The following is a 25,438-nucleotide window of genomic DNA, read 5'->3' on the forward strand; positions in this document are numbered from 1 at the left end:
CGAGACCAGGAGGCGTCGTGGTGACAACCGTGCAAGACTCCAGCGCCCAGGTCGTGCGTGGACCTGCCACCACGGCGCCTCCGCCTGAACCTCGGCGGCGCAAAGGCCCGGCGTCGCGCCGCGACGACACGTGGGTCGCGTGGCTGCTGGTCGCGCCGGCCATCCTCGGGTTCGGCGTGTTCTTCGCCTATCCGATGCTGCGCGGCATCTACCTGAGCTTCACCGAGTTCCACATCCTCACCCCGCCGGTGTGGACCGGGCTCGCGAACATCCACGAGCTGATCAACGACGGCAGGTTCTGGCACTCGCTGGGCGTCACCGCGTACTTCGTCGTCCTGTCGGTGGTTCTCGGTGTCGGTGTCTCGCTGGTCACCGCCGTCGTGCTGCACCGCCTGGGAGTCAGCACGACGGTCCGCGGGCTGATGATCCTGCCCTTCCTCATCTCCGGTGTCGTCACGGCGCTGGTGTGGACGTGGATGCTCGACCCGCAGCTGGGCATCGTGAACCAGCTGATCACCCGGGTCACCGGCGAGCCGGTCATGTTCTTCGGCTCCGACGCCTGGGCGGTGCCGACGCTGGCCGCGCTGAACGTGTGGAAGACCATGGGCTACAACGCGGTGCTCATCTTCGCCGGCCTGCAGACGATTCCCGCGTCGATCTACGAGGCCGGGCGGATCGACGGCGCGTCGGAGTGGCAGATGTTCCGCTCGCTCACGCTGCCGCTGCTGCGGCCGATCCTGGTGATGGTCGTGATCCTCAACGTCATCAGCGCGACCCAGGTCTTCGACATCGTCCAGGTTAGCACCAAGGGTGGTCCGGCGGACGCCTCGCTGGTGCTGCAGATGTACATCTACGACAAGGCTTTCGGCCAGTTCGACTTCGGTTACGCCGCCACCATGTCGCTCGCCCTGTTCCTGCTGCTCGTCACGGTGACCTTCACGCAGCTGCGGATGGCGCGTGCGGGTGAGTCGGACACGAACTGAGGAGCTGCGGTGAAACTCGGCAAGGCTGTCGCCTGGAGTTACCTGATCGTCGTCCTGCTGATCACGATCTTCCCGTTCTACTGGATCCTGCGAACCGCGCTGTCCGACAACTTCGCGATGTCCACGGACCCGTCCTCGTTGCTGCCGGTGCACTTCACGTGGGGTCCGTTCAAGCGCGCACTGGGGCTCGCCACACCCGCTGAGGCCGCGGCGGAGGGCGGCTCGGGTGCCAAGATCGACCTTGCGCTCGCGTTGTGGAACTCCGTTGTGTACGCGGGACTTCTGACGCTCTGCACCGTCGTGTTCTCCGCTCTGGCGGCTTATGCGTTCGCCAGGCTGCACTGGAAGGGCCGCGATGTCGTCTTCGGCGTGCTGCTGACCGCGCTGATGGTGCCCTCGGTGTTCACGCTGCTGCCGAACTTCGTTCTGATGAAGGATCTGGGGCTGCTGAACACGTTCGGCGGCATGATCCTGCCCGGCGCGTTCTTCTCCGCGTTCAACATCTTCTTCCTGCGGCAGTTCATGCTCGGGCTCAGCAACGAGGTCGAGGAGGCCGCGATCATCGACGGCGCCGGGCCGTTGCGGGTGTGCTTCCGGATCGTGCTGCCGATGAGCGTCGCGCCGATGGCGACGCTGACGCTGCTGACGTTCATCACCACCTGGAACGACTACTTCTGGCCGTTGCTCGTCACCAACGACGAGTCGGTCCGCCCGCTCACCCTCGCGCTCGCGGTGTTCAAGCAGTCGTCACCGCAGGCGTCGCTGGACTGGGCGGGCTTGATGGCGGCGACGCTGGTCGCGGCGCTGCCGATGCTGCTGCTGTTCCTGGTGTTCGGGCGGCGGCTGGTCAACTCCATCGGGTTCACGGGGATCAAGTGAAACTGCACTGGGCTGCGGCGGCAGGGGAGTGGACCGAGGCGGTGCCCGTCGGGAACGGACGCCTCGGCGCGATGGTGTTCGGTGGGGCCGGGCGGTCCCGCGTGCAGGTCAACGACGCGACCGCGTGGTCGGGAACGTCGGACGGACCGTCTCGGGCCCTGGCCGATGTGCTGGCTTCCGGCGCTGGTCCGGAGCGGCTCGCGCAGGTGCGCTCGGCGATCTTCGGCGGTGACCTGGAGCAGGCGACTGAGCTGCTGATGTCGTTCGAGGGTCCGTACAGCCAGACGTTCCTGCCGTACGTGGATCTGTGGGTCACGCTGCCCGAGGGCGAGTCACACGGTCGCACCCTGGATCTGAGCACCGGCGTGATCACCGAACGGCTGACCATCGACGGCACTGAGGTCGTCCGGCGGGTTTGGGCCTCGGAAACGGCGCTCTGTGTGGAGATCACCGGCGCGGTGCCGCTGGAAGTGGAGCTGACGACGCCGTTGCGCGAGGTGTCGCGCGACGGGTTGTTCCTCGTCGTCGACCTCCCGATCGACTCGGCGCCCAAGCACGAACCGCAGGTTGACGCGCCGGTCTACGGTTCCGGCGAGCGCGGCACGGTGTCGGCCGCGGTGAAGCGGACTCCCGATCGCTGGCTGCTCACGCTCACCAGTTCCACCACGACCGAGTCGCGGTGGAGCGGCACCCGCCGCAGCAACCGCCAGACGCTCATGGACGCGTGCGATGTCCGGTTCGGCGATCTCCCGGACGTGATCGACGTGCCAGAGCTGTTGTCCGGGAAGGACGAGCAGCTCATCGCGTCGGTGCTGTTCGCGTACGGCCGCTACCTGCTCGTCTCGTCGTCGAGGCCCGGCGCGCCGCCCGCGAACCTCCAGGGCATCTGGAACGCCGAGCTGCGACCGGCGTGGTCGTCGAACTACACGATCAACATCAACACCCAGATGAACTACTGGGCGGCGGAGGTCACCGGGCTCGCCGAGTGCCACGAACCGTTGCTGGAGTTGCTGGAGAAGCTCGCGGTGACCGGCGCGGAGGTGGCGCGCTCGTTGTACGGGACGCGCGGCTGGGTGGCGCACCACAACACCGACGCGTGGGGCTGGGCGCTGCCGGTCGGCATGGGCCACGGCGCGCCGTCGTGGGCGATCTGGCAGATGGGCGGCGCGTGGCTGGTCCAGCACGCCTGGGACCACTACGACTTCGCCCGCACCTGGTCCACGTTGGAGCGGGCGTGGCCGTTGCTGCGCGGCTGTGCGGAGTTCTGCCTCGACTGGCTGGTCGAGGGCCCCGACGGCTACCTCGACACGTGCCCGTCGACCTCGCCGGAGAACTGGTTCCTCGACGCTGCCGGCACACCACAGGCGCTCAGCTGGTCCGCGACCATGGACGTGGTGCTGATCAGGGCCGTGTTCGAACGAACCCTGGCGCTGGCACTGGCATCGGGCCGCGCCGATCCGCTGCTCGCGGAGATCTCGGCCGCGCTGCCGCGCCTGCGACCGGTGCCGGTCTTCGACGGGCGGCTGGGGGAGTGGGCGGCCGACCTGCCGGAGGAAGATCCGACGCATCGGCACCTGTCGCACCTGGTGTCCGTGTACCCGCTCGGCCAGATCGTCGCGGGCACGCCGCTCGGGGACGCCGCCGCGGCGTCGATGGACCGGCGCGGCAACGGCGCGATGGGCTGGTCGTGGGCCTGGAAGATGGCTCTGCGGGCCCGGTTGGGCGATGGCGAGACGGTGCGTTCGCTGTTGTCCGAGGCCTCACAGGCGTTCACCGGCGACCGGCACCGGGACGCGCCGTTCGACGGCTCGGAGTGGGGCGGCCTGCTGCCGAACCTGTTCAGCACCCACCCGCCGTTCCAGATCGACGGCAACTACGGCTTCACCGCCGCACTCGCGGAAGTCGTGGTGCAGAGCCACACCGGCGTGATCGACGTCCTGCCGGCGCTGCCTTCCGGCTGGTCTCGCGGCTCGGCTCGGGGGCTGCGCTGCCGGGGAGGCCTCGCCGTCGACGTGTCGTGGCACGACGGGGACGTACTCGTGCGGGTGCGGCGGTTGTCCGGTGAGGCAGCGGAGGTCGTGCCGGTGAGCATCAGCGGAGAGGTCACCGAGGTCGTGGTGAACGACGTCGTGGAAGTGCGCGGGAGGATCTCGTGCTGACCGACCTGGACCTGGGCTCCCTGTGGGAGTACCGCAGCTCGTACCGGCGGCCCGCCGACTTCGACTCGTTCTGGGACTCGACATTGGCCGAGGCGCGTTCGCTGGAGCTGAAGGTCGAGGCGGTACCGGTCGACACGCCCCTGCGGACCCTCGACGTCTTCGACGTGACGTTCCCGGGCTTCGGCGGAGATCGGATCCGCGCCTGGTTGCGGACTCCGCGCGGTGCGTCCGGACTGCCCGCGGTGGTGCAGTACCACGGATACGGCGGCAACCGGGGGAGCGCGGCCGAGAACCTGACGTGGGCGAGTGCCGGGTTCGCGCACCTGCAGGTCGAGGTGCGGGACCAGCGTGGTGGCACCGGCTTCATGACCCGCGGGATCGCCGACCGCTCCACCTACTTCTACCGGCGGGTTTTCGTTGACGCGGTGCGCGCGGTGGACGCCGTGCGGGCGCTGGGTTCCGCTGACGTCGCCGTGATCGGCAACAGCCAGGGCGGAGGAATCGCGCTGGCGGTGGCCGGGCTGGTGCCCGACCTGGTCGCTGTGCACGCGCAGGCACCGTTCCTGTGCGACTTCCGCCGCGCGCTGAACGTCTGCGGCCGCCCGCCCTACACCGAGCTCACGACCTACCTCGCCGAGAACCGCCGTTCCTCCGTCTTCCCGACTCTGTCCTATTTCGACGGTGTCGGGTTCGCCGCCAGAGCGATCGCCCCCGCCTGGTTCTCGATCGGCCTGATGGACGACATCGTGCCGCCCTCCACCGTGTTCGGCGCCTACCACGCCTACGCGGGTCCACGTCAGATCCAGGTCTGGGAGCACAGCGCTCACGAGGCGGGCGGCTCCGACGACCTCGACATCGCACTCGACGCCTTCCGTTCCCGACTGGAGATGCCATGAAAATCGCCGCCTTGGCCGCCGTGACAGCGCTCATGGTCGCGGGCTGCGGGAGTTCCGCCACGGACTCCGGCAACACCGTGAACTGGTGGACCTGGGACGACAAACAGGCAGTCGCCTACGGCGAGTGCGAGAAGGCGTTCGAGGCCGCCAACGCGGGCGTCGACGTGAAGATCACCCGCTACAACGTCGACGACTACTTCACCAAGCTCACCGCCGGTTTCGTCGCGGGTACCGCGCCCGACGCGTTCCAGAACTCCGTGCAGTTCCTCCAGGCCTACGCCTCGCAGCACCAGCTGATGCCGCTCGACGACCTCATCGCCAAGTCCAACCTGGACCTGAAGAAGTACTCGGTCGGCGTCGACACGTGGAAGTTCACCGACGGCAAGCAGTACGCGCTGCCGCTGGACTGGGCCGCCGCCGGCATCTACTACAGCGTCGACGCGCTGACCAAGGCCGGTGTGTCCGAGGCGGACGTCGCCCAGATGACGTGGAATCCGGACGACGGCGGCACGTTCGACAAGATCGCGGCGCGCCTGACGGTCGACGAGAACGGCAAGCGCGGCGACGAGCCCGGCTTCGACAAGAACGCCGTCGCCACCTACGGCGTCGGCGCCATCGCCGGCCGCAGCTTCATCGGCGAGACGACATGGGCGCCTTTCGTCTCGACACTGGGCTGGCGGCTCGGCGACAAGGACCAGTGGCCCACCAAGTTCAACTACACCGACCCGCGCTTCACCAAGACCATGAAGTGGGTGACGTCCCTGACCGACCGCGGCTTCTCCCCGAAGCTCGGCACCTTCACCACCGGCAACCAGTCGACCATCTCCGACATCGACCTGGTCGGCTCCGGCAAGGTCGCGATGACGGTCGGCGGCTCCTGGTCCGCACCGTCGTTCGGCAAGATCCCCGGCGTGAAGGTGGGCATCGCGCCAACCCCGCTCGGCCCTTCCGGCAAGCGCTCAGTGCTGTCCAACTCCAACGGCAACAACATCTGGGCCGGCACTCGCAATCCTGACCTGACCTGGAAGTGGGTCAGCTACATGGGCAGCGAGGAGTGCCAGACCAAGGCCGGCGCCACGGGCACGTTCTTCCCGTCGATCCCGGCCGCCATGGACAACACCGTCACGTCGATGAAGTCGCAGGGCGTAGACCTGACCGTCTTCAACCAGTACGTGAAGGACGGCGTGCTCTACCCGTCCACCGCCTACGCGAACGGCTCGGCGATGCAGTCCGCCGAACAGCCGCTCTTCGAGGCCTACTTCGGCGGCCAGCGCTCAGATGACGTGTTCGCCGAGATGGAACGCGTCAGCCGAGAGATACTTGCCAAGAGCTGACGGAGGAGTGGTGTTGCGGATACCGAGCAGGCGCGTGCTCGCGGACGACGTCTACGAGCAGATCCGTGCGCTGATCATGAGCGACGGCATCGCGCCGGGGGCCCGCGTCAACATCGACGAGGTCGCCCGCCAGCTCGACGTGTCCCCGACCCCGGTCCGCGAGGCGCTGGCCCGCCTCGAGTCCGAAGAGCTGGTCAGCAGGCTCCCGTTGCGCGGCTACCGCGTGACGGAACTGCTGAACCGCAAGCAGGTCGACGACCTCTACGCCCTGCGCCTGCTGCTGGAACCGCCCTCCGCGGCGCTGGCAGCAGGCCGCATGACGCCCGAGAACGTCGCGCTGATCCAGGAAGAACTGGCCACCTGCCCGGCCGCGCCCGCCGACGACGCCTATGACGACTACAAAAACCTCACCGCCCACGATCAGAGGCTGCACGAGCTCATTCTGCGGATCGCGGGCAATGACGCGGTGTTGCAGGCCTTTGCCAAGACGCACTGCCATCTGCACCTGTTCCGGTTGAACTTCCAGCAGCCGTTCGGGGTGCAGACCATCACCGAGCACCGCGCGATCGTGGACGCGCTCGTCGCGGGGGATGCGGTGGGGGCCAGCGACGCCATGACCGTCCACCTGGAGGTGGCGCGGGCTCGTTTGCTGGACCGGATGTAGGCCTGTTCTTTCAACCGCGATGGCGAACCAATCGCAAAGGCGAAGCCGAGCCGGACAGGGCAATGCCACACCGTCCAACCGGCAATTCCCGCACCCGGACGTCCTACGTGCCCACGTACGCAGGCGATTGGGCTTGACTTTGGGTGCGAGGTGCCGATCGTGCTCGATCGGCCGGGCGCTTCACATGCCCGGCTTTTTCAGGCCGATGAGCGCCTCGCAAGGGCCCCGAAGTCAAGCCTCGATCGCTATCGTCGCGAAGCGGCGATGAAGTGACCCGGCTCGTCAAGGCCCATGCAACCATCTGCGCAAGGTGACCACCCGCACTGCAAGCGACCACTCCGCTGAAACCGGTGCCCACCACAGCAACGGCGCCAGCCTCCGTCACGCAGCTGGATCCTCGACCCCAGTCGAACGGCGAAGCCGGCCACTGTCGAATCCAGTCGAACGGCACAACCCCCGATCGGCCCGTCCCGACGCCTCCCGCGACCTCCCGCAGCCCCGTCTCCCGACGATGAAACAGCCGACCCGCAACGCCCGGAAAATGCCACTTGATCAGCGAGAACTCCAAGCGCCACAACCTTAAATGCATTTAAAAGCGAACGTGGTCTAGTCCGATTTGAACCCCGTCCGTGACCTCCCCGTAGTCATCGGTACAACACCGATCGACCCCCCCGAGGAGAATCGAATGGGCGCTCGACACCGCAAGCCCGCCATGATCGGCGCGGGCGCCATGCTCGCGGTCGCTGCTGTCGCCGGTGGCATGTTCGCCTTCAGCGGCACCGACTCGAACGCGGCTGAGGACTGCGGCGGACTTGACCAGGCCCTGCAGAACAACCTGAACTTCATCGCCGGGCAGCAGGCGAACCCCGACGCTCAGTCGGACGCTCGCATCGCCAACCGGCAGGCGGTCGTGAACCTGATCAACCAGCGTCGCGCGGCGGCCGGCTGTGGCAACCAGGTCGAGGCGCAGAAGCCCCAGCAGGGGCAGGCTGCCACGTCTGGCGAGGACTGCGGTGGGCTGGACAAGGCGTTGCAGAACAACCTGAACTTCATCGCGGGGCAGAAGGCCAGCCCGGACGCGCAGTCCGAGGCGCGCATCGAGAACCGGCAGGCCGTGGTCGACCTCATCCAGCAGCGGCGCAAGGCGGCGGGCTGCGAGGGTGACGGTGGCGCGGGCAACGCCGGACAGGGCAACAACGCCGGCAACAACAACCAAGGCAACAACAACGCCGGCAACAACCAGGGCCAGGCAACGGCCCAGCCCGCCCCGGAGCAGCAGAACGGCGGCGCGTCCGGCCAGCAGGTCTGCAACGGTTCGACCGTGACGCTGTCCGGCGAGGGTGGCGCGCCCGCCGCGTCGAGTGGCGAGTTCCCGATCGGCACCACGCTGAAGGTCACCAACCTGGACAACAACAAGTCCACCACCGTCAAGGTGGCGTCGGTGTCCGGCAGCTGTGCGTTGCTGAACAACGCGGCCTTCGAACAGGTTCGCGAGCCCGGCAAGTTCCTGATCCGCCGTGCGCGGATCGAGAAGATCGGCTGACGACTGTCCACAACGGACGGGCGTGCCCTGGCGCGGGGTGTGCCCGTCCGTTGTGCTGTGCGGCGGTGTCCGGTCAGCGGTGTCTGGTCAGCGGCGCGCTCAGATGAGATCTTGGTCTTCCCGGCCCGACGGGGAGGAGCGAGGCCAAGTGACCGAGAATGCGACGCCGGCGGCGCCGTCGGTCTTTCGAAACGTGGCTTTCCTGCGGCTGTGGACGGGTACGACCGCGTCGGGGCTCGCGATGTGGGCGCTGCCGTTCGTGCTGGGCCTGGCCGTGCTCGAACGCTCGATCACGGCCGTCGAGCTGGGGGTTGTGCTGGCCACCAGAACGGCGGGGTTCCTCGCCGCGGTGCCCGTCGCCGGGGTGCTGGCCGACCGGCATTCACGCCGGGGCGTGGTCTTCTGGTCCTGTGTGACGGCGGCGGTCGCGACACCCGTCATCGCGGTGGGCATGGGGAGGTCGCTGCTGCTGATGGCTGTCGCCGCGACGATCGTCGGAGCGGGGCAGGGTGCGTGCCGGCCCGCGTTCCAGGCGCTCGTGGCGGAGGTGGTGCCGGAGTCCGGGCGGCAGCAGGCCAACGCGGCGATCACGCTGGCCGTGCGAGTGATGTCGTTGGTCGCGCCGAGCATGACCGCGCTCGCGTCACTGCTCGTGGACGCACGCGCGCTGCTGGCGCTGACCGGGGTGGTGTGGCTGTGCGCCGCGCTCGTGCCACCCGCCGGGACGGCCGGACCGGCGCCGGTCAGCACTCGGGCGGGCTTTGTCGCCGACTTCGCCGAGGGCATCAGGGAGGCTCGCCGCCATCCGTGGTTTCTCGCCGGCCTGGGCGCGCTGACCGTCGTGATCGCCACCGGCTATTCCGCGTCGGCCGTCCTGCTGCCGGTGGTGAGCAGGGACCGTTACGGCGCGGAGGCGGTGCTGGCGGCCGCCACGACCGCGTACACCATCGGCGCTCTCGCGGGTGCGGCGCTGATCGCCCGCTGGCGGCCACGTGCGGCGGGATGGGTCGCGCTGGCCGGACTCGGCTGCTACGGCCTCATACCGCTGTGTCTGCTGCTACCGGTGCACCCGTTCGTCCTGATCGCCGCGTACGCCGTCACGGGGATCGGCATCGAGCTTTTCAACGTGCCCTGGTTCACTGCGACGCAGCGCGAGGTCGAACCCGGCAAGCTCGCCCGTGTGTCCTCTTTGGACTTCCTGCTGTCGTACGGGCTGGCGCCGGTCGGACTGGCCTTCATCGCGCCCGCGGTCGACCAGTTCGGGGTGAGCGCCGTGCTCGGTGGCTGTGCGGTGATCTGCTTCGCCGCTCCCGCGGCCGCCGCGCTGGTCCCGTCGTCGCGGGGGTTCCGCGCCAGGGCGTGACCTCACCAGTCCCAGCGGAACCCGCGCACTCCCGGCTGCACGTCGAGGGAGACGTCCAGCAGCGTCCGGCTCGGTTCCACCTGCGAGTTGTCGGCGAGCTGCACGACTGAGGCCGGCGCCGCCCCCTCGAAGGTCAGCTCCAGCACGTACTCCCGCGTGGGCAGCCGGAACGCGCGCTCGTAGCTGAAGGCGAGCGGGGAGAGCTCCTCGTCCTGGTTGACGAGCTCGTGCTCGATCACGATGCTCTCACCCTTGCGCAGCACCCGGTCGAACATCAGTTCGGCGACCAGGAAACCCCGGTCCTCGTCCTGCACCAGCCGCCCGATCTCGCAGTTCTTCAGGGCGCGCAGCTCGGGCAACGGCCGGCCGTACTCGTCGCTGTTCATGATCACGACCCAGCGGTCCGGCCCGTTCATCGACGCCGACAGCACCTGCCGCGACCGGAAGGAACGCTCGGTCCGGTCCGCCCCGACGGTCACGAAGTCCTGCTGGCTGACCCGGATCAGCTGGTCGTCCCACCGCGTCTCCACGTCGAGCAGCGCGTGCTCGACGTGGGACGGGTCCGGCCAGAACGCCGACATCGGCGCCGGAGCCTTGCGCAGCCACCGGCCACGCGGCCTGGGCGGCCCGAGGAGCTCGGAGAGGTGCCCGGGAGGCACCTGCAGGATGTGTTCCAAGTGGACGACGGCCTGCAGCGACTTCATGCGCTCCGGCCGGCTGCGGCCCGTCTGCCAGTAGCTCAGCGTCGTCATCGAGACCGACACGCCGTGCTGCGCCAGGTGTTCGCGCAGGCGCTCCAGGCCGAGACCGCGATTCGTGATCGCCGTCCGGAGCGCCTCCGCGAACTCTTCCACGCAGGTCACGCTAATGCATCTGCACGCCGGGCTGTACCCCCTGGCGCAGCCGGTAGGTGACCTGGCGGCCGTCCATCACCATCTCGACGTCGACGGTCTCCTCGAAGGGCGGACCCATCGGCCGGAGCAGGACCACGTTGCCGTTGGGCTGGTGGATCCGCACGTTGACGCTCAGCCGGGTCGCGATCAGGTGACCGAGCAGGTCGCGCGCGTTGCCGGCGCCGGTGTTCTCGGCCGGGTCCGCCTGCATGTGCCAGTTGATGTTCTCCACCAGCGCGCCGTACAGATGGCCCTGGTGCATCGGCCGGTTGATGGTGAAGTCGGCCACGGCCCTGCTCACCGCCTGGTGGGTGGCGGCCAGGCTCACCACCTGCTGGCGCAGCGTCGCCGGATCCACGTCCCTGGCCTGCCCGATCGCGGCGTAGAGACCGTTGGGGGAGGTCGGCGGGGTGGGCTGGCGGACCAGCACGTCCTCGTTGAGGTACCGCAGCTGCTGCTGGGTGGACGGCGCGGGCATCGCCGCCGGCACGGCCGGGCTGGTCACCGGTGCGCCGAGCGGGGTCTGCATCGTCCTCGGCGGGCTCCACGTGTTCGTGGTCTGCCCGTTGGCCGGTGGCAGGGTGCTCGCCGGGGCAGCGGACGGCACCACCACGTCCTCGTCGACCACGCCGTTGTCCTGCAACGTGGTCTTGGGCTCGGCACCCGTGGCCGCGCCGAGCGCGGTCCTGTTGTTGCTGACGGCCTTGCTGATCGTCTCCGACATCCGGTGCGCCCAGCCGTCGAACGCGGTCCGGCTCTCCGGCGTGCCGAGGTCGCCGAACTGTTGCAGCTGAGCGCTTTCGATGATCGGGCGGCCGAACTCGCGGTTGAACGACCGCGCGACCGCCTCGGCACCGTGCCGCTGGATCATCGTGGCGATGTCGTCGGCCCTGGTGCCGAGCACGACCGACGCCCGGAGCAGGTCCAGGCCCGCCTCGTGGTCGAGGTAGGTGCCGGGGTTGGTCCGCAGCGCGGTCTCCACGTCCCTGGCGAGCGGCGAGGCGTTCTGCATCGCGTCCGCCGTCAACGCCTTGAGGTGGCTGTCGATCACCACGTCGGGCACGCTCCTGGGCGCCCGCCTCTCGGTGGCAGCCGCGTCGTTGCCGGAGGCGCTCGCTGCGTCGGGAGGCGGCGGCGCGCTCCTGGTGGACTCCGTTTCGACCCGCGGGTTGTTGTACTCGGCGATCTTCTGGTCGACGACCGCCTTCTTGTCCCACCACTGCTTCTGCTTGTCGTCAGCGGCACGGCGGGCGTCGTCGAGCTTGGTCTCCGCTTCCTCGATCCGCGCTTCGTGCGCCGCGCGGTCCGCGTTCAGCCGTGCGACTTCCCGCTCGTGACGGGTCTCCGCCGCCGTGCGGGCCGCGTCGGCCTGAGCGACGATCTCCTGCTGCGCCGCGAGGTCCGCACTCCTGGTCTCCGCCTCGCCGCGCTGCACGACCAGTTCGGCCTCAGCGTCCGCGAGCTGTCGCTGCGCCTCCTGCAACGCCGTCCGGGCGGCACCTGCCTCCGCCTCGGCCGTCCGCACCGCGGCTTCCGCGTCAGCGTGCGCCAGACGGGCGGCGTCGACCTGCTCGCGCAGGCCGGCGGCGTCGGGTGTGCGAGCCAGCTGGTCCTCCAGTGACCGCAGCGACTCCGCCTCGGCGTCGCGATCGGCCTTGGCGCCGTCCACTTCGTACTGCGTGCTCAGCGCCACGGCACCGAGACCGTCGACCCGGGGCTTCAGCTCGGCGACGGTGTCGAGCGTGCGAACCGCCTCGCGGCTCGCGGTCTCCGCCCACGCCTGCAGCGGTGGCAGCTTGGCCTGCTCGTCCAGGTGCCGCTCGATCGCCGCGTTGTAGTCGATCTGGACCTGCGTGAACTCCGAGTCGTTCCTGGCGAGCTTCGCCGCGGCCTCGTTGATCACCCGCTGGGCGTCGTGCCGGGCGGTGTCGACCGCGACCTCGGCGGTCCGCCAGTCGTCCGCCGCCTTCTTGACTTCGGCCTGCGCGTCCTTCAGGTCCTGGCCGAACTCGTGGCCCAGCACCGTCTGCGCGTCCGCGGCCGGCATCCGGACCGCGGCCGAGTTCGGCACGGACAGGTCGACGACGGAGGTCTTGCCGCCGATCGTGGCGACGACGCGGTACTCGACGCCGAACTGGACCAGGCCGGTCGTGGCCTTCGGCTTGAGGTTGTTCGTCTTGTTGTCGGTGGGACCACCGGAGTTCGAGGTGGAGTCCTCGGCGGCGTGACGCAGCTCGACACCGCTCACGCCGACGCTGACGTTGTCCTTCGGATCGGTGTTCTGCTTGATGCCCGCGCCACCGGTCGCGAGCCCGACGGACACGTCCCCGCTCTCGGTCACCTTCGCCTCGCCGCTGGTCGAGGTGACCTGCGACTTCGGGTTCTCCATCGCCACGTTGTCGCTGAGCGCGCCCAGTGACGGGTCGACCAGCTTCGCGTAGACCTTGACGTCGGCGTCCTGGCCGAACGTCAGGGCGGCCTCGTGCAGGCCCGGCACGGTCAACGGCCCGGACAGCATCGACGGCAGGTGCGGCTGGAGGTTCTCCGGGCTCAGCGTGGCCAGCAGGCTGTTCAACGAGCCCGTGCCCTTGCCGGTCAGGCCCTTGCCCGCGCCCGCGTCCTTGAGCGCCCGGATCGTCGCCTCGCGCAGGTCCTTGGCGCCGCGCAGGTTCTCCACCGACGCGCCCGGCAGAAGAGTGGCGGGGCTGCCGTTCTGCTGCCACTGCGAAGCGGCCTGCGGGCTGCCCTGGTCCGCGGTGCGGGTGTGGATCTCCGTCCAGTACGGCTTCGGGTTCGCCTGTCCGGCGACCTTCTGGTTGTCCGCGTGCAGCCGGACGGTCATTTCCTGCGGTCCGCTCGGGGCCGTCGCGACGACCTTGTCGCCCTTCTCCACGACGAGCTCGAACTCGATCGGCACGGTGTAGCGCGCCGCCGGTCCGCTCGCGGCGCGGAAGTGGCCGAGCTGGTCGGCCGTGGACGTGGTGACCGAGCTGCTCTTCGACTGCCCGATGTTCGCCGCCGCGATCACACCCGCGGTGCCGGACACGTTCGGGTTCGCGCTGCCGGGAGCCGCGAGGCCCGGCGCCTTGAGGCCGAGACCCCAGCCCGTGCCGCGGCCCTGGCCGTCGCTCACCTTGTGCGAGCCGGAGATCGTGGACTCCATCTCGACGCCGTCGTTGACGACCTCCTGGAACTTCGGCGTGTCCGCCCTGGCCCGCAACGTGACCTGGTAGGAGTCCTTGCCGAACGTGCCGGGCTGGTGCACCAGCAACGGCACGCCGCCGTCCAGCGCGCTGTCGATCATCGCCTTGACGCTGGCGGGTGAGCTGAAGTCGACCAGGCGCTGCAGGTTGCTCATCGAGTCCTTGAGCACCGAGTCCGGCAGCAGCGGGTCGCCGAACCGCTTCGCGGTCTTGGCGTTCACATCCTGCGTGAGCTGCGCGACCACGCCGGACAGGTCCGGAGCACTCTCCACAACGGACAGACCCAGTGCGCCGGGCTGGTCCTTGGCCACCGTCGAGGGCGGCGCCATCTTCGGGAAGTCCGGCTTGGGCACGCTGGGCTGGACGTCGGGCAGCAGACCCATGTCCCGCGCGACGTCCTCGGTCACGCGCACGAAGACGGACTTCGGCAGGGTGACCGTCGCGCCCTCGGCCTTCGGCGTGCCGCCCTGCAGGAAGTTCCCCGCCCGGCTCTCACCGACCACCGTGACGTCCGCGTCGAGCTGCACCAGCACGGTGCGCGCGCCGCCGGGTGTCACGAAGTTGCGGTCGTGGCTACCGCCGACCTCGGTGGACGACGACTTCGAGTCCGACCACGGCGTGACCTTGCCTGCCACCGCGGCACCGCCGGAACCGCTGGCAGGCGTGGGCTCGCCGGCGGGCGGCGCGGTCACGTTCGGCTTGACGGGGACGTTGACGCCACCGGTGATGTCGGCCGAACGGCTGGTGGACGACGACTGGCTCGCCTTGTAACCGCCGGTGTGCGCGTTCTCCGTGCCGGTGTTGTCCGAAACGGACACGAGCCTCGGGTTGGCCAGCTGGAACGAGACGCCGATCGCGCCGGTGCGGTCGGTGACCCGCCGGTCGTACTTCAGGCCCTGCTCCTGCATGCCGGTCTCGGTCAGCTTGCGCAGGTTCGCCTTGATGTTCTCAGGGGAGAACATCTTGTCGATCTGGGCGCGCGACGCGGTGCCCGGCACGGTCAGCGCCGAGTCGCCGCCCGCCGCGCGGTTGAGCGCGTCGACGGCCTGGTCGCGCAGCGCCGTCGTGTTCGCCACTGCCTCCACGTGCAGGAAGTCCGGCGACTTCTCCTTCGGCCTGGTGGTCAGCAGCTGCTGGACCGTCGGCGCGTTCCTGAGCACCTTGGGCTCCGGGTCACCGGGCTTGAACCCGTTGCCGGGGTTGGTGTCCAAAGTGGAGCTGTCGGACACCCAGAGGTTGACCCCGCCCTTGATCGGCTTGAGGCCGCCGTCCCCGGTCTTGGCGACGGTGCTCTGCTCGGGCGAGTGGAATCCCGGCGCGCCGGGCACGATTCGCCGCACCCACGCCCGAGGCCGGGTGAACGTGGTGATCTCGACCTCGAACTCCACGTCGCCCCGGAACACCTGGGCGTTCGGGCTGCCGACGTTGAGCGAGGTGCTGTTGACCGTCGGGCCGGCCGAGGTCTTGTCGGTCCACGAGTGGTTGTACTTCACGCCGAACTGGGGCGTCGGGGTGAGCGAGGCGACGCTGGTCTTGGCCGGGATCGTCACCTTGCCCTCGACGCCGCCGCTCCAGCCCTTGGTGGTCGCGGTCGAGCTGTCGAGCTTCGGGCCGGTCGACGACGACTCGCGGACGTTGCGCGCGTCGGCCTGGCCGAGGTGCACCGGGTCCGACACCTTCGCCTTGACCGTGATGTTGACGTAGGTGTTGCTGGTCTTGCCGCTGTTCTTCAGCTGCACCTGGACGCCGGGGCCCATCAGGCTGTCCATGTTGGCCTTCAGCGCCGCGGGCGAGAGCTGTGAGGTCAGCCTGCGCTGGTTCGCGAGCTGTTCGGCGACGTCGCCGAAGCTCTGGCCCTTGCTGCTGCGCGGGTTCGCGTCCGGGTTGTTCCAGTTGGGCAGGAACCTGCCGAAGCCGGGCAGGTCACGCAACGCGCCCTCGACCTGGCTCTGCACCTCGGAAGCCACCTCGAACTCGCCGACCTTGGCGTTGCCCGCGGCGAGCGCGTCGCCGAGGTAGGGCGGAGGGAACTTCTTGCCCTTGTTGGACTCGTCGACGATGTTGTTCCTGGTGCCGTCCGGTGTCGGCAGGCCCAGCGCACCTGCCTCCGGCAGCCCGAGCCGCAGGTACGTGGTGACCGGGATCTTGACGTCGGCACCGCTGGGCGTGCGGACCTCGACCTCGGCCGTGACCTTGTACAGACCGGTGTCGCCCTTGAGCTGGATGCCGGTGCGGTGGCTGGTGTTGGTGCCCGCGTTGACGTTCTCGGCGACTCGCGCGGAGTAGCCGAGCGTGGCGCCGACCTGGCCGCCGACCGCGTTGGGCACACCGATGTTGCCGCCGAACCCGGCGGTGACGTCGCCACCGGACTTGGTCGTCGAGGACACACCGCTGCTGTGCGACGCGACCTCGTGCAGCCGCAGCTGTCCGGTGTCGAGCGTGCCGACCAGTTCCGCGGTCTGCAGCTTGGCCGTCATCTGCACCGCCGCGCCCTTGCTCGCGTGCGGGCTGATCAGGTCCGGCGAGGTCACGTAGGCGCCGCCGAGCATCGCGCCGAGGTTGTTGCGGATCTCGGTGGGGCTCAGGAAGTTCTGCAGCGCCTCCCGGCCGGGCGAGCCGACCTTGGTGATCGACGGGTGCAGCTTCGCCGCGACGTCGGCGAACGCCTTCTGCTGGTTGCCGACCGACACCGCCTCCGGTGCGGGGTGCTCGATCTTCGCGCCCCACTTGGCGTCCGGCGGGGTGACCGCGGCGGACGCGGCACCCGAGTTGACGATCTTCGCGAGGTCGTTCGGGATCTGCAGCGTGACGTCGGTGCCGGTGGTGACCGGGTCGATGGTCGTGACGCGGCCGTTGGCGTCGGTCAGCGTGATGTCGTAGGACACCTGCACGGTGGCCTGCGTCGAACCCTCGCCAGCGCGGATGATCCGCTGGTCGGTGAGCGAGGACGACGTGCTCTGCGCCTGCGCCGGCGTCGCCAGCTGCGCCTTGCCGCCGAGCGAGCCGTACGGGCCCATCGCGACACCGGCCGTGGCCGAGCCGCCGATGTCGTTGGCCGTGGCGACGGTGTGCGTCGTCGAGGACGAGTTGCCCGACTGCGCGCCCATGTCGACCTTGACGCCCGGTGCCTCCACCGGTGCCGTGGCGGTCTGCGCCTGCATGGTGGCGCGGACGTTCGCCTCGTACCAGGTGTTTCCGATCTTGACCTGGAAGTTGCGGCCGTTGTCCAGGAACGACTCGAAGTCGCCGTTGAGCGCCTGCTGGATGCGGGCGGCGTCGGCGGGCTTGAGGTTCGGGATGGCGCTGGTGACGTTCTCGGCGCCACGCACGTCCGTCGGCGCGATCGTGCCCAGCGCCTTGTTGCTCTGGAAGAACTCCGGCAGGTTCTGGGTTCCAGGCATCACCTGGCCGACCGCGGGCGGCGCCTGGGCGGTCATCGGGATGACCGGGTTCGGCGTCGGCCTCGGCGGTGCCGGTCGCGTCTCCACGTCCGGTGCGGGCGGCGCGGGGCGCGTGTCGGTGTCCGGTGCGGGCGGCGCGCCCCTGGTCGACGGGCCGGGATCACCGTCGTCGCGGGACGGGCCGGGGTTGCCGCGCGACGTGTCGGGATCCACGTCCATCGGGCCGCTGCCGGACGGGCCCACACCCGGATCGCCGAGCCGCTGCGGCGGGTTCGCCGGGTCGTGCGGCGTGAAGCGCGTCTTGCCGTTCGGCTGCGGGTGCCCGTCGAGCTCCAGCGGCGGCGGGAACGTCGGCGGCGCCCAATTCCCCGCCTTCTTGATGTCCGCGGGCTTGGACTTCGAGTTGATCTCCGGCGCGGGTTCGTAGAACGGCTCTACGGTCGTCTGGGTGCCGTTCGGGCCGTGGATCGTGATCGGCCGGCCGATCTCCGTCGCGAGCAGTTTGGCCGCGAGTTCCTCCGCCTTGGCGGTCTTGGCGTTGTCGGCCTTCTTCTCGGCGGCGTTCTCCTTGGCGTCGGCCTCGGCTTCAGCGGCGGTGGGCGGTGTCCAGTTCGGGTCCTCGGTGGAGTTGTCGACCGCGACATCGCCGGAACCGGGGTTGAAGTGCGCCGGGATGCCGGTCTTCGGTGCCGGGCCCGGCTCGATGAGCGCGGTGACCAGGTGGCCGTTCTCCAGGCCGTGCTCCTGCCGGAAGTTCGCGATCTGCTTGGTGATCGCGGGTGACGCGATCGACCCCTTCTGGATCGCGCCCGCGCGCAGGTCCTTCGCGGACTTGATCTCCGGAGCGGCGCTGCCCCTGCCCTTCTTGGAACCGGACGGGGCGGGGTTGGCCGCGGCGTTGGAGACCATGGCCTCGTGCACGGCGTTGAACATGCCGTCCGGCCGCGGGTCCGCCGCGATCGGCAGGACGCCGTGTTCCAGCGTGCCGAACGTGCGGGTGACGTTGCTCGGGTTGGACGACAACGCCAGGTTGAGCATCGCGGCCATTTTTTCCTGCTTGGCCGTCGGGTCGATGCCCATGTGCCCGTGCCCCTCGACCGGGGCGGAGACCGCGGTGCTGAGGGTGTTCTTGTCCTGGATGCCGAGCTTCTTCGCGTCGGCGTCCGACGGGTTCCAGCCGCCCTGTTTGCCGGTCTCCGTGTGCCTGACGAGCTGCTGGGCTTCGCGCTGCTCGTGCGGCTTGTTCTTCGGGTTCGCCCTGCCGTCCGCCTTGGGCTTCTTGTCCTGGAACTCGTCGCGGATCTTCGCACCGGACACGTCGGCCTTGGCCGCCCGGTCGGCCTGGGGGTCGACCTTGCCGGTCGCGTCCGGGACACCGGCGTACATGCGGCTCGTCACCGAGGTGAGCGCGACGTGCGACTGCGGCCACGACTTGCCCTCACTCTTCGCGAAACCGAGCGCGAGGCGGGACAGGTCGGTGCCCACGGCGCCGTTGACGAAGTCGCTGGTGAAGTTCTCGCCGCGGTAGGGGTTGCGGTTGGTCTTCAGGTCGACGTCGATGCCGGAGTCGACGACCATCTGCTCTGCCTTGCCCGTGAACTCGGGATCGGCCGCCGCGCGGACCTCCTTGGCCTTGATCTCGGCGTCGAGCGAGGCGAGAACCTTGGCCTGGGCGGGGCTGGGCGTGCCGCCCTCAGCCCTGATGTCGGCTTCGAGCTTCTCCTTGGCCTGCTTGACGTCCTGGTTGAGCTCCGGCTTCGGCAGCTGGTTCTGGTGGATCTCGGCGATCTCGTTGCCGGCGAACTTGTTGATCGACTGGCTGAGGCCGCCGAACTCGTTGCCGTCCTTGCTGAACTTCACGTCGGGGTCGACGACCGTGACGTTCGCGTCCATGAAGAGGTTGGGCTCCGGCGAGTACGGCAGCAGCGGAGCCGAGTCCTTCTGGCGGTTGCGCGCGTCCATGTCGTCGCTCATCGCCTGCTGGAACTTCTGCACGAACTCGGCGGGGTTCTGGAGCTGCTGCTCCGCGACGCGCAGTTCTTCGAGTTTCTCCGCCTTCTTCTCGGGCGAGAGCTTCGTGTCGCTGTTGACCTTGTTGCGTTCGCTGTCGATCCGGGCCTGGGTGTCGTTGACGAGCGCGTTCGGGTCGCCGACGCGGTACCCGCCGGAGTACAGCAGCGGCCGGATAGGGCCGGCGCCCGGTGGGTTCAGCGAGTCCTTGACGTGGTTGAAGATGTCCTTCTGGTCGCCGGTCACCTTGCGCGAGCCGGTGTCGAAGTCCTGGAACGAGATGTACGGGTGCGTGCCCTTGCCGTTCATCGCGCCGATGGCGAACGTCGTGGCAGGGCTGTGCATCGTCTCGTTGCGCATCGTGCCGTAGGGGAAGCCGTCCTTCGGGTCGAAGGTCGGTAGCGGCACGAGTGCGATCGGCTCGGGCCTGCCGGAGACGGCGGTGTTCGCCTGGGTGATGCTGGAGGAGATGCCGGCGCCGGAACCGTTGGGGCCGTTGACACCGACCACGAACACCATGTCCTTGCCGGTGGGCCCGGCGTCGGCGGTGATCGAGTTGATGACGTCGTTGATCCTGCCCAGATCGCTGTGGCTGACGATCATGTTGACCACGAAGGACGGGCGCTTGTCCGCCTCGACGCTCTCCTTGAGCTTGGCGAGGTAGTTGTCCTTGGTGGGCAGGTCGAAGCCGTCGTTCGCGAGGTCCCCGAACGCCTTGTTGTACTGGACGTTGCCCAGGGACAGGTCGTTGAGCGCGTCGGTGAGGGCGTCGACCTGGCTGTCGATCTGGGCGTCGTGCATGTCGACGTCGGCATGGGTGTTCCGGTCGGTGTCCACAGTGGACAGTCCGGCGTTGCTGGGGCCGGGCTCGCCGTACGACGGGCCGTCGTACTTCTTCTTGGTGGGACGGTCGTCGAGCGGGGGTGCGTCGGTGTCCGAGTCGCTGTCGCTGTCCCAGCCGGCGGCGCGCTTCGGCATGCCGCGGGTCTCGGTGTCCTGGCTGGTGTTCGGCGCGGTGTCGGTGTTGGTCGTGGTGTTGGGCGCCGGGTTCGTGCTGCTCGGCGGGGTCCAGCCGGGCGGGGGTGGCACGGTGGCGGGTCCGGCCGGGTTGATCGTGGTGTCGGGCACCATGACCTGGCTGTTGGCGGTGCGTTCGATCAGCCACAGGTGGCGCGGCCGGATGCCGGGGTCTGGCAGGTGGACGTCGGCGCCCATCAGCCCGCCGTCGTTCTGGTGGACGCCGGAGTTGGTGTCGTGCTGCTGGAAGACCCGGCTGGAGTCCTTGTACTCGTCGGGAATGCCGAGGTAGTGCAGCGTCTCGTGGGCCAGGACCTCCTGGCTGGTGTCCGGGTTCCAGTGCGTCTGGTCGACGTTGGGGTTGTTCGGGTCGACCTTGATGCTGGTGTGGGCGTCGGCCTTGTTGTCGGTGAACTCGAGGTTGAGGTGGAACTGGTCACCGCTCGGGAGCCGGAAACCCTGGTTCAGCAGGTTGTTCACGCCGGCGGTGGCGTTGTCCTTGACGTGCTGCACGACGTCCGGGCCGACGTCCGCGGCAGGGTCGACGTGCACCTTGACGGTGTACTCCTGCACGAAGTTGCCCGGGGTCGTCTCGATGCGGCGCAGGTCGTAGTTGATGAGCCCCTGGTAGGACTTGATGTTCGACGGCGTGCTGTCGGTGCGGACGTCGTGGACGACCACGTCGACGGTGCGGACGTCGGTGTCGTTGCGGCGATCGGCCCAGGTGCTGCGGTCGGCCGGGTTGTCCGGCTGGGACCAGTCGGCGGTCTTGGCCGGGTCGTGCCGCCACGACTCGTCGGTGAGGACGTCCTTGCCCCGGTGGGATTCCGGGGTCGGCGGGGTCATCGCCGGTGGGGCGCCGCCGCTGCGGACCTGCTTCGGTGCGTCGGTCTTCGTGTCGGTGTTCGGGTTCGTGCTCGAAGCGGGTGGTGGCGGCGGGGTGTCCCTGGTCGGTGCGGGACGGTTGTCGCCGGTGTTGTTCTGCGCGGAGGCGTTGTTGTCCGCGGCCGTGTTGGTGTCGGTGTTGGGGCTGCCCTCGCGGACGGCGTCGCCCAGCACCTCGTAGCCGGTGGTGGTGCCGGGCGGGGTGTTGTGCTCCCGGTGGGGGCGGTCCTGCTCGAACGTGGCCGGGTTCTGGTCGAGGATCTTGTACGACCCGTACTCGGCGAGGTCGTCGAAGACCTCCTTGCGGAACGCGTCGCCGAGCGGGTTGTCCTTGGTGATCGGGAACGCCTCGAAGCGGCTGGCCCACTGCTGCCGGTCCGCGGCGCGGCCGGTGTCCCAGACCGTCTCCCAGACGGCCTCCTTGAACGACCCCGGCTTCGCGGCGGCGTCGACCGTCTTGCCGAGGTTGGCGGTGTCGATGTCCTGGTGCATCGCGAACGCGTGCACGTTCGCGTCCGATCCCTTGTGGTCGCTCAGGTACTGCTGCAGCTGGTGCTGCGCCGACACCAGCGACAGACCGCCCTGCGTGTAGTCGATCAGCACCACGTTGCGGTCCGGGGGCAGATTCCCCAGGAACTCGTCGAAGTGGGCGTTCAGCATCTCCTGCTGCTGGGGCGTCAACGGATCGACCTTGCCGCCGTGTGCCGCGTACGACGGGGCGAGGATCGAGTTCGGGTCCGAGGGCGGCGGCCGGAAGTTCGACAGCGGGATGGACACCGCGTCGTGACCTTGGTTCTGCAGCGCGGCGACCACGGCGGCCGGACTGCGACCCAGGCCGACATAGGCGAAGTCGCTCGGCGGGTACCGGTTGGTGATGTGGTTGGCCACGTCGTTCACCGCGTCGACCAGGTGCTGCTGGCCCTGGATGTGCTTCTCGCGGGCCAGGCCCATCAGCTCGTTGTGGAAGTCCGCGGCGTTGTTGATGCCGTACGACTCGGGCTTGCGGTTGCCGCCGCCCACCTCGGGGTCGTAGAGCAGCGGCATGATCGACTCGTTGACGCCGCTGTTCGCCGGCACGTCGATCCCGCTGTCCGCCAGCCACTGCTTGGCCATGTACGGCGTCAGGCCGATCGTGGTGTCAGCGTCGACGTGGATGCCGACGAACTCCGACGGCTGGTTCGGCAGGTACTTGAACCCGTCCGGCGTCACCTGCCAGCGCGAGTCCTGCCTCGGGTCATCGGCCTTGTAGCTCTCGATGCGCTGCTCGACCGTCTGGTCCGAGGCGTCCTCGTAGACGGAGTCGGTGTCCGAGCCGCTGTCGGACTGCGCCTGGTTCGAACGCGACGGTGCGTTCGGGCCGGGGCTCGGTACCGGCGCCACGACGACGTCGGGTGCGGCGGTGGTGTTCGCCGTGGTGTTGGTGCTGGGCGACGTCGAGGGAACGTTCGCCGCGGGGGCCGGACGCGTCTTCACGCCCGAGTCGCCGGGGTTGGGCGTGGTGGTGGGCGGCACGTTCGGCGCTGGGTTCGGCGCCGGGTTCGGCGACGGCGTGTTGACCGGCGGGCTGCTGGGGGTCGGCGCCGGGTTCGCCGGCGGCACGTTGGTCGCCGCGTTGGGCGCGGGTGCGTTGACCGGCGGCGTGTTCGGGTTGGGCGCCGGGGACGGCGTTGTGGCCGGCGGCACGTTGGTCGCCGCGTTGGGCGCGGGTGCGGGCGAGACGTTCGGCGTCGGCATGGCCGGTGCCGGTCGCGTCTGCGCGGGTGACGTGTCCGCCTTGGGCGGTTGGGTGTTGGGTGCCGTGTCCGGTTTGGGGGAGGGCGTGTTCGCCGGAGGGACGTTCGACGGCGTGTTGGCGCTCGGCGTGGGCGACGGCGTTGCGGGCGGTGGCATGTTGGGTGCCGGGTTGGGCGCAGGTGCGTTGACCGGCGGCGTGCTCGCGTTGGGCGCGGGCGTGTTGGCCGGCGGTGTGCTCGGGTTCGGCGATGGTGTGTTGGCGTTGGGCGCGGGTGCGGGCGAGACGTTCGGCGTGGGTGTGGCCGGTGCGGGCCGCGTCGGCGCGGGTGCGGTGTCGGCCTTTGGCGGCTGCGTGGACGGCGTCGTGTCCGGCCTGGGGGACAGCGTGTTCGCGGGCGGAACGTTGGCCGTGGGTGCGCTCGTCGGAGGCGTGTTCAGGGGCGGCGCGGCTGGGGCCGGGCGCGACTGGGTGGGTGGTGCGGTGTTCGTGTTGGGGCCCGGAGTGTTCGGGGTGGGCGCGTTCGGGCTGGGCGTCGATGCCGGCGGCGTCGTCGACGACGGCGGCGGTGAGAGTGGGGTCGGCTTCGGGGCCGGGGGTGGGGTCGACGGCGAGGTGCCTGGGGCCCTGGAGATGGTGTTGTCGGGGGTGGGGGGTTTGGGCGCGTCGAACATGCCCTTGCCCGGGCTCGTGGGCGGGGACGTGAACTTGCTGCCGCCGCGTTCGGACGTGCCTGCGCCGGGGTTCGCTCCGCCCGGTGCCATTGGCGGGGCGGCGGCGGGTGCGGCTGCTGCGGGAGGTGTGGCCCCTGGGGTGATGCCGCCGCGTGGCGGGCTGCTCTGAGGCTGTGTGGTCACCGCGCTCTGCGAGCCGGGGGTTGCGGGAGGCGGAGTGCCCGGGGTTGCCGGAGGCGGGGTGGCGGGGACACCTGGCTTCGGCGAACCCGGAGAGCCCAGAGGTGCCGGCGAGCCCGGAGAACCCGTGGTCGGCGATCCAGGGATGCCTGGCTTGGGCGCAGGCGGGGGAGTCGTGGCCGAGCCGGGTGGGGGCTTGGAGATGGTGCTGTCGGGGGTGCTGGGCTTTGGCGCGTCGAACACGCCCTTGCTGCCGCCTGGGCTGCCGAACTTGTTGCCGCCCCTGTCACCGCCGGTCTGGGCGCCGGGCGCGCCGGGAGCCATGGGCGGGGCCATGCCGGGGGCGACGGGAGGTGGGGTGGCGCCGCGCGGGCCGCTGGTTGACGGGGACGTCACGGCGCTTTGCGGGCCGGGTGGGGTCACGCCGGGCTTGGAGCCCGGGGTGGTCGAGCCGGGTGTGGTTCCGCCTGGCACGGAAGGAATTCCGGGGCCCTTGCCACCTGGCGTGCTGCCGGGCTTCGAGGACGCGGGGGAGCCGGGGGTTGCGCCGCCGATGACCGGGGGTGCCACCACGCCTGCACCAACGGGCCCCTTGGCGCCGCCACTGGAAAGAGGGGCGGCGCCTCCCTTGATGTTCGGCGTGGCGCCGACGGCGGGACCGCCGGGAGTTTTGGCCCCACCGGTCGAGATGGGGCCGGCGCCGCCCGCGATGCTCGGTACGGCACCGACTGCGGGACCACCGGGGCCCTTGGCGCCGCCGGTCGTGATCGGGCCGTTGCCGCCCTTGATGTTGGGTGCGGGGCTGACAGCAGGGCCGCCTGGCGTGTTCACGCCGCCAGCCGACACGGGACCGCCGCCGCCCTTGATGTTGGGCACGGCGCCGACGGAAGGACCGCCGGGAGGCTTGGCCTCGCCGCCGGTGAAGCCGCCGCCGCCCTTGATCGAGCCTGGCCCGGTCACGTTCGGGCCGCCTTGGACGTTGTTGCCCTTGGTGTTGACGCCGCCGCCGGTGATCGTGCCGGGGCCGGACACCTTGGGGCCGCTTTGGACGTTGTTGCCCTTGGTGTTGACGCCGCCGCCGGCGATGGAGCCGGGGCCGGACACCTTGGGGCCGCCTTGGACGTTGTTGCCCAGCGTGGTGTTGGCCGCGCCGGGTGGTGGCTTGGCGTTGGTGGAGGTGTCGAACGAGCCGAAGGTCTTCTGCTGGTTCGCGTCGGTCTGGACGAACGTCTGGTGGGTGGCCTTGAGGTTCGCCTGGACGTCGGTGAACGCCTTGGCGCCCTTGTCGGCCTGGGAGACGGCGTTGTCGTTGGACGCGTTGAGCGCCGGTACCGCGAACAGGCCGATCGGGCCCAGCGCGTTGCCGCTGAAGTTCAGGCCGCGCAGGCCGCTCGAGATGCTCGCCAGCCGGGACCCCAGGTCCCCTGCCTTGCTCTGCAACCCCTGCATCGAGGAGTCGTTCATGGAGAAGCCGCTGTTGCCGGTGGGGAGGTTGCCCCCACCGGTACCCGTGGGCGAGGGGGTGGGCGTCGGGTTCGGCGCCGGGTTCGTGTTCGGCGACGGCGACGGTGCGGGATTGGCGTTCCCCTTGGCCATGAGCGGCTTTTCTCCAGTGCTGCGTC

At 69.7% G+C, this 25,438-nt stretch carries 10 protein-coding genes; 8 read left to right on the forward strand and 2 right to left on the reverse strand.

Going from position 1 to position 25,438, the window contains the following annotated elements; genetic code table 11:
• Positions 1–20 precede the first annotated feature (20 nt).
• The 8 genes from C8D87_RS15860 (at position 21) to C8D87_RS15895 (ending at position 9,821) form a co-directional block, all read left to right on the forward strand.
• Entirely contained in the window at positions 21–983 is a 963-nt protein-coding gene (locus tag C8D87_RS15860; protein ID WP_211337423.1) for a carbohydrate ABC transporter permease, read from the forward strand.
• A 9-nt stretch (positions 984–992) separates the two neighbouring features.
• Complete coding sequence (locus C8D87_RS15865) at positions 993–1,862, forward strand: carbohydrate ABC transporter permease (protein ID WP_112227231.1); 870 nt, start codon at positions 993–995, stop codon at positions 1,860–1,862.
• Complete coding sequence (locus C8D87_RS15870) at positions 1,859–4,021, forward strand: glycosyl hydrolase family 95 catalytic domain-containing protein (RefSeq protein ID WP_112227232.1); 2,163 nt, start codon at positions 1,859–1,861, stop codon at positions 4,019–4,021. The genes C8D87_RS15865 and C8D87_RS15870 overlap by 4 nt, the downstream gene beginning before the upstream one ends.
• Positions 4,015–4,917 (forward strand): acetylxylan esterase, encoded by a 903-nt coding sequence (locus C8D87_RS15875; RefSeq protein WP_109638079.1) that lies wholly within the window; start codon positions 4,015–4,017, stop codon positions 4,915–4,917. Before C8D87_RS15870 ends, C8D87_RS15875 begins: the two co-directional genes overlap by 7 nt.
• Positions 4,914–6,251 carry an ABC transporter substrate-binding protein gene (locus C8D87_RS15880; protein WP_112227233.1) on the forward strand — a complete coding sequence of 446 codons (1,338 nt, stop codon included), beginning with the start codon at positions 4,914–4,916 and terminating at the stop codon, positions 6,249–6,251. Before C8D87_RS15875 ends, C8D87_RS15880 begins: the two co-directional genes overlap by 4 nt.
• Positions 6,252–6,264: 13 nt before the next feature.
• Positions 6,265–6,915 carry a GntR family transcriptional regulator gene (locus tag C8D87_RS15885; protein ID WP_170166442.1) on the forward strand — a complete coding sequence of 217 codons (651 nt, stop codon included), beginning with the start codon at positions 6,265–6,267 and terminating at the stop codon, positions 6,913–6,915.
• 889 nt (positions 6,916–7,804) lie between these two features.
• Entirely contained in the window at positions 7,805–8,458 is a 654-nt protein-coding gene (locus C8D87_RS15890) for a hypothetical protein (RefSeq protein WP_411711413.1), read from the forward strand.
• Between the two features lie 79 nt (positions 8,459–8,537).
• The gene (locus C8D87_RS15895) at positions 8,538–9,821 is read left to right on the forward strand and encodes an MFS transporter (RefSeq protein ID WP_411711411.1); all 1,284 of its coding nucleotides are present in this window, start codon (positions 8,538–8,540) and stop codon (positions 9,819–9,821) included.
• Positions 9,822–9,823: 2 nt separating this feature from the next.
• Here C8D87_RS15895 and C8D87_RS15900 read toward each other — a convergent pair whose 3' ends face one another.
• Both C8D87_RS15900 and C8D87_RS15905 read right to left on the reverse strand, forming a co-directional pair.
• Positions 9,824–10,675 (reverse strand): XRE family transcriptional regulator, encoded by an 852-nt coding sequence (locus tag C8D87_RS15900; protein WP_233439665.1) that lies wholly within the window; start codon positions 10,673–10,675, stop codon positions 9,824–9,826.
• 10 nt (positions 10,676–10,685) lie between these two features.
• On the reverse strand, positions 10,686–25,412 hold the full coding sequence (locus C8D87_RS15905) for a hypothetical protein (protein ID WP_146771722.1): 14,727 nt from the start codon (positions 25,410–25,412) through the stop codon (positions 10,686–10,688).
• Positions 25,413–25,438 lie beyond the last annotated feature (26 nt).

The sequence above is a fragment of the Lentzea atacamensis genome, assembly GCF_003269295.1.
GTDB classification, from domain to species: domain Bacteria; phylum Actinomycetota; class Actinomycetes; order Mycobacteriales; family Pseudonocardiaceae; genus Lentzea; species Lentzea atacamensis.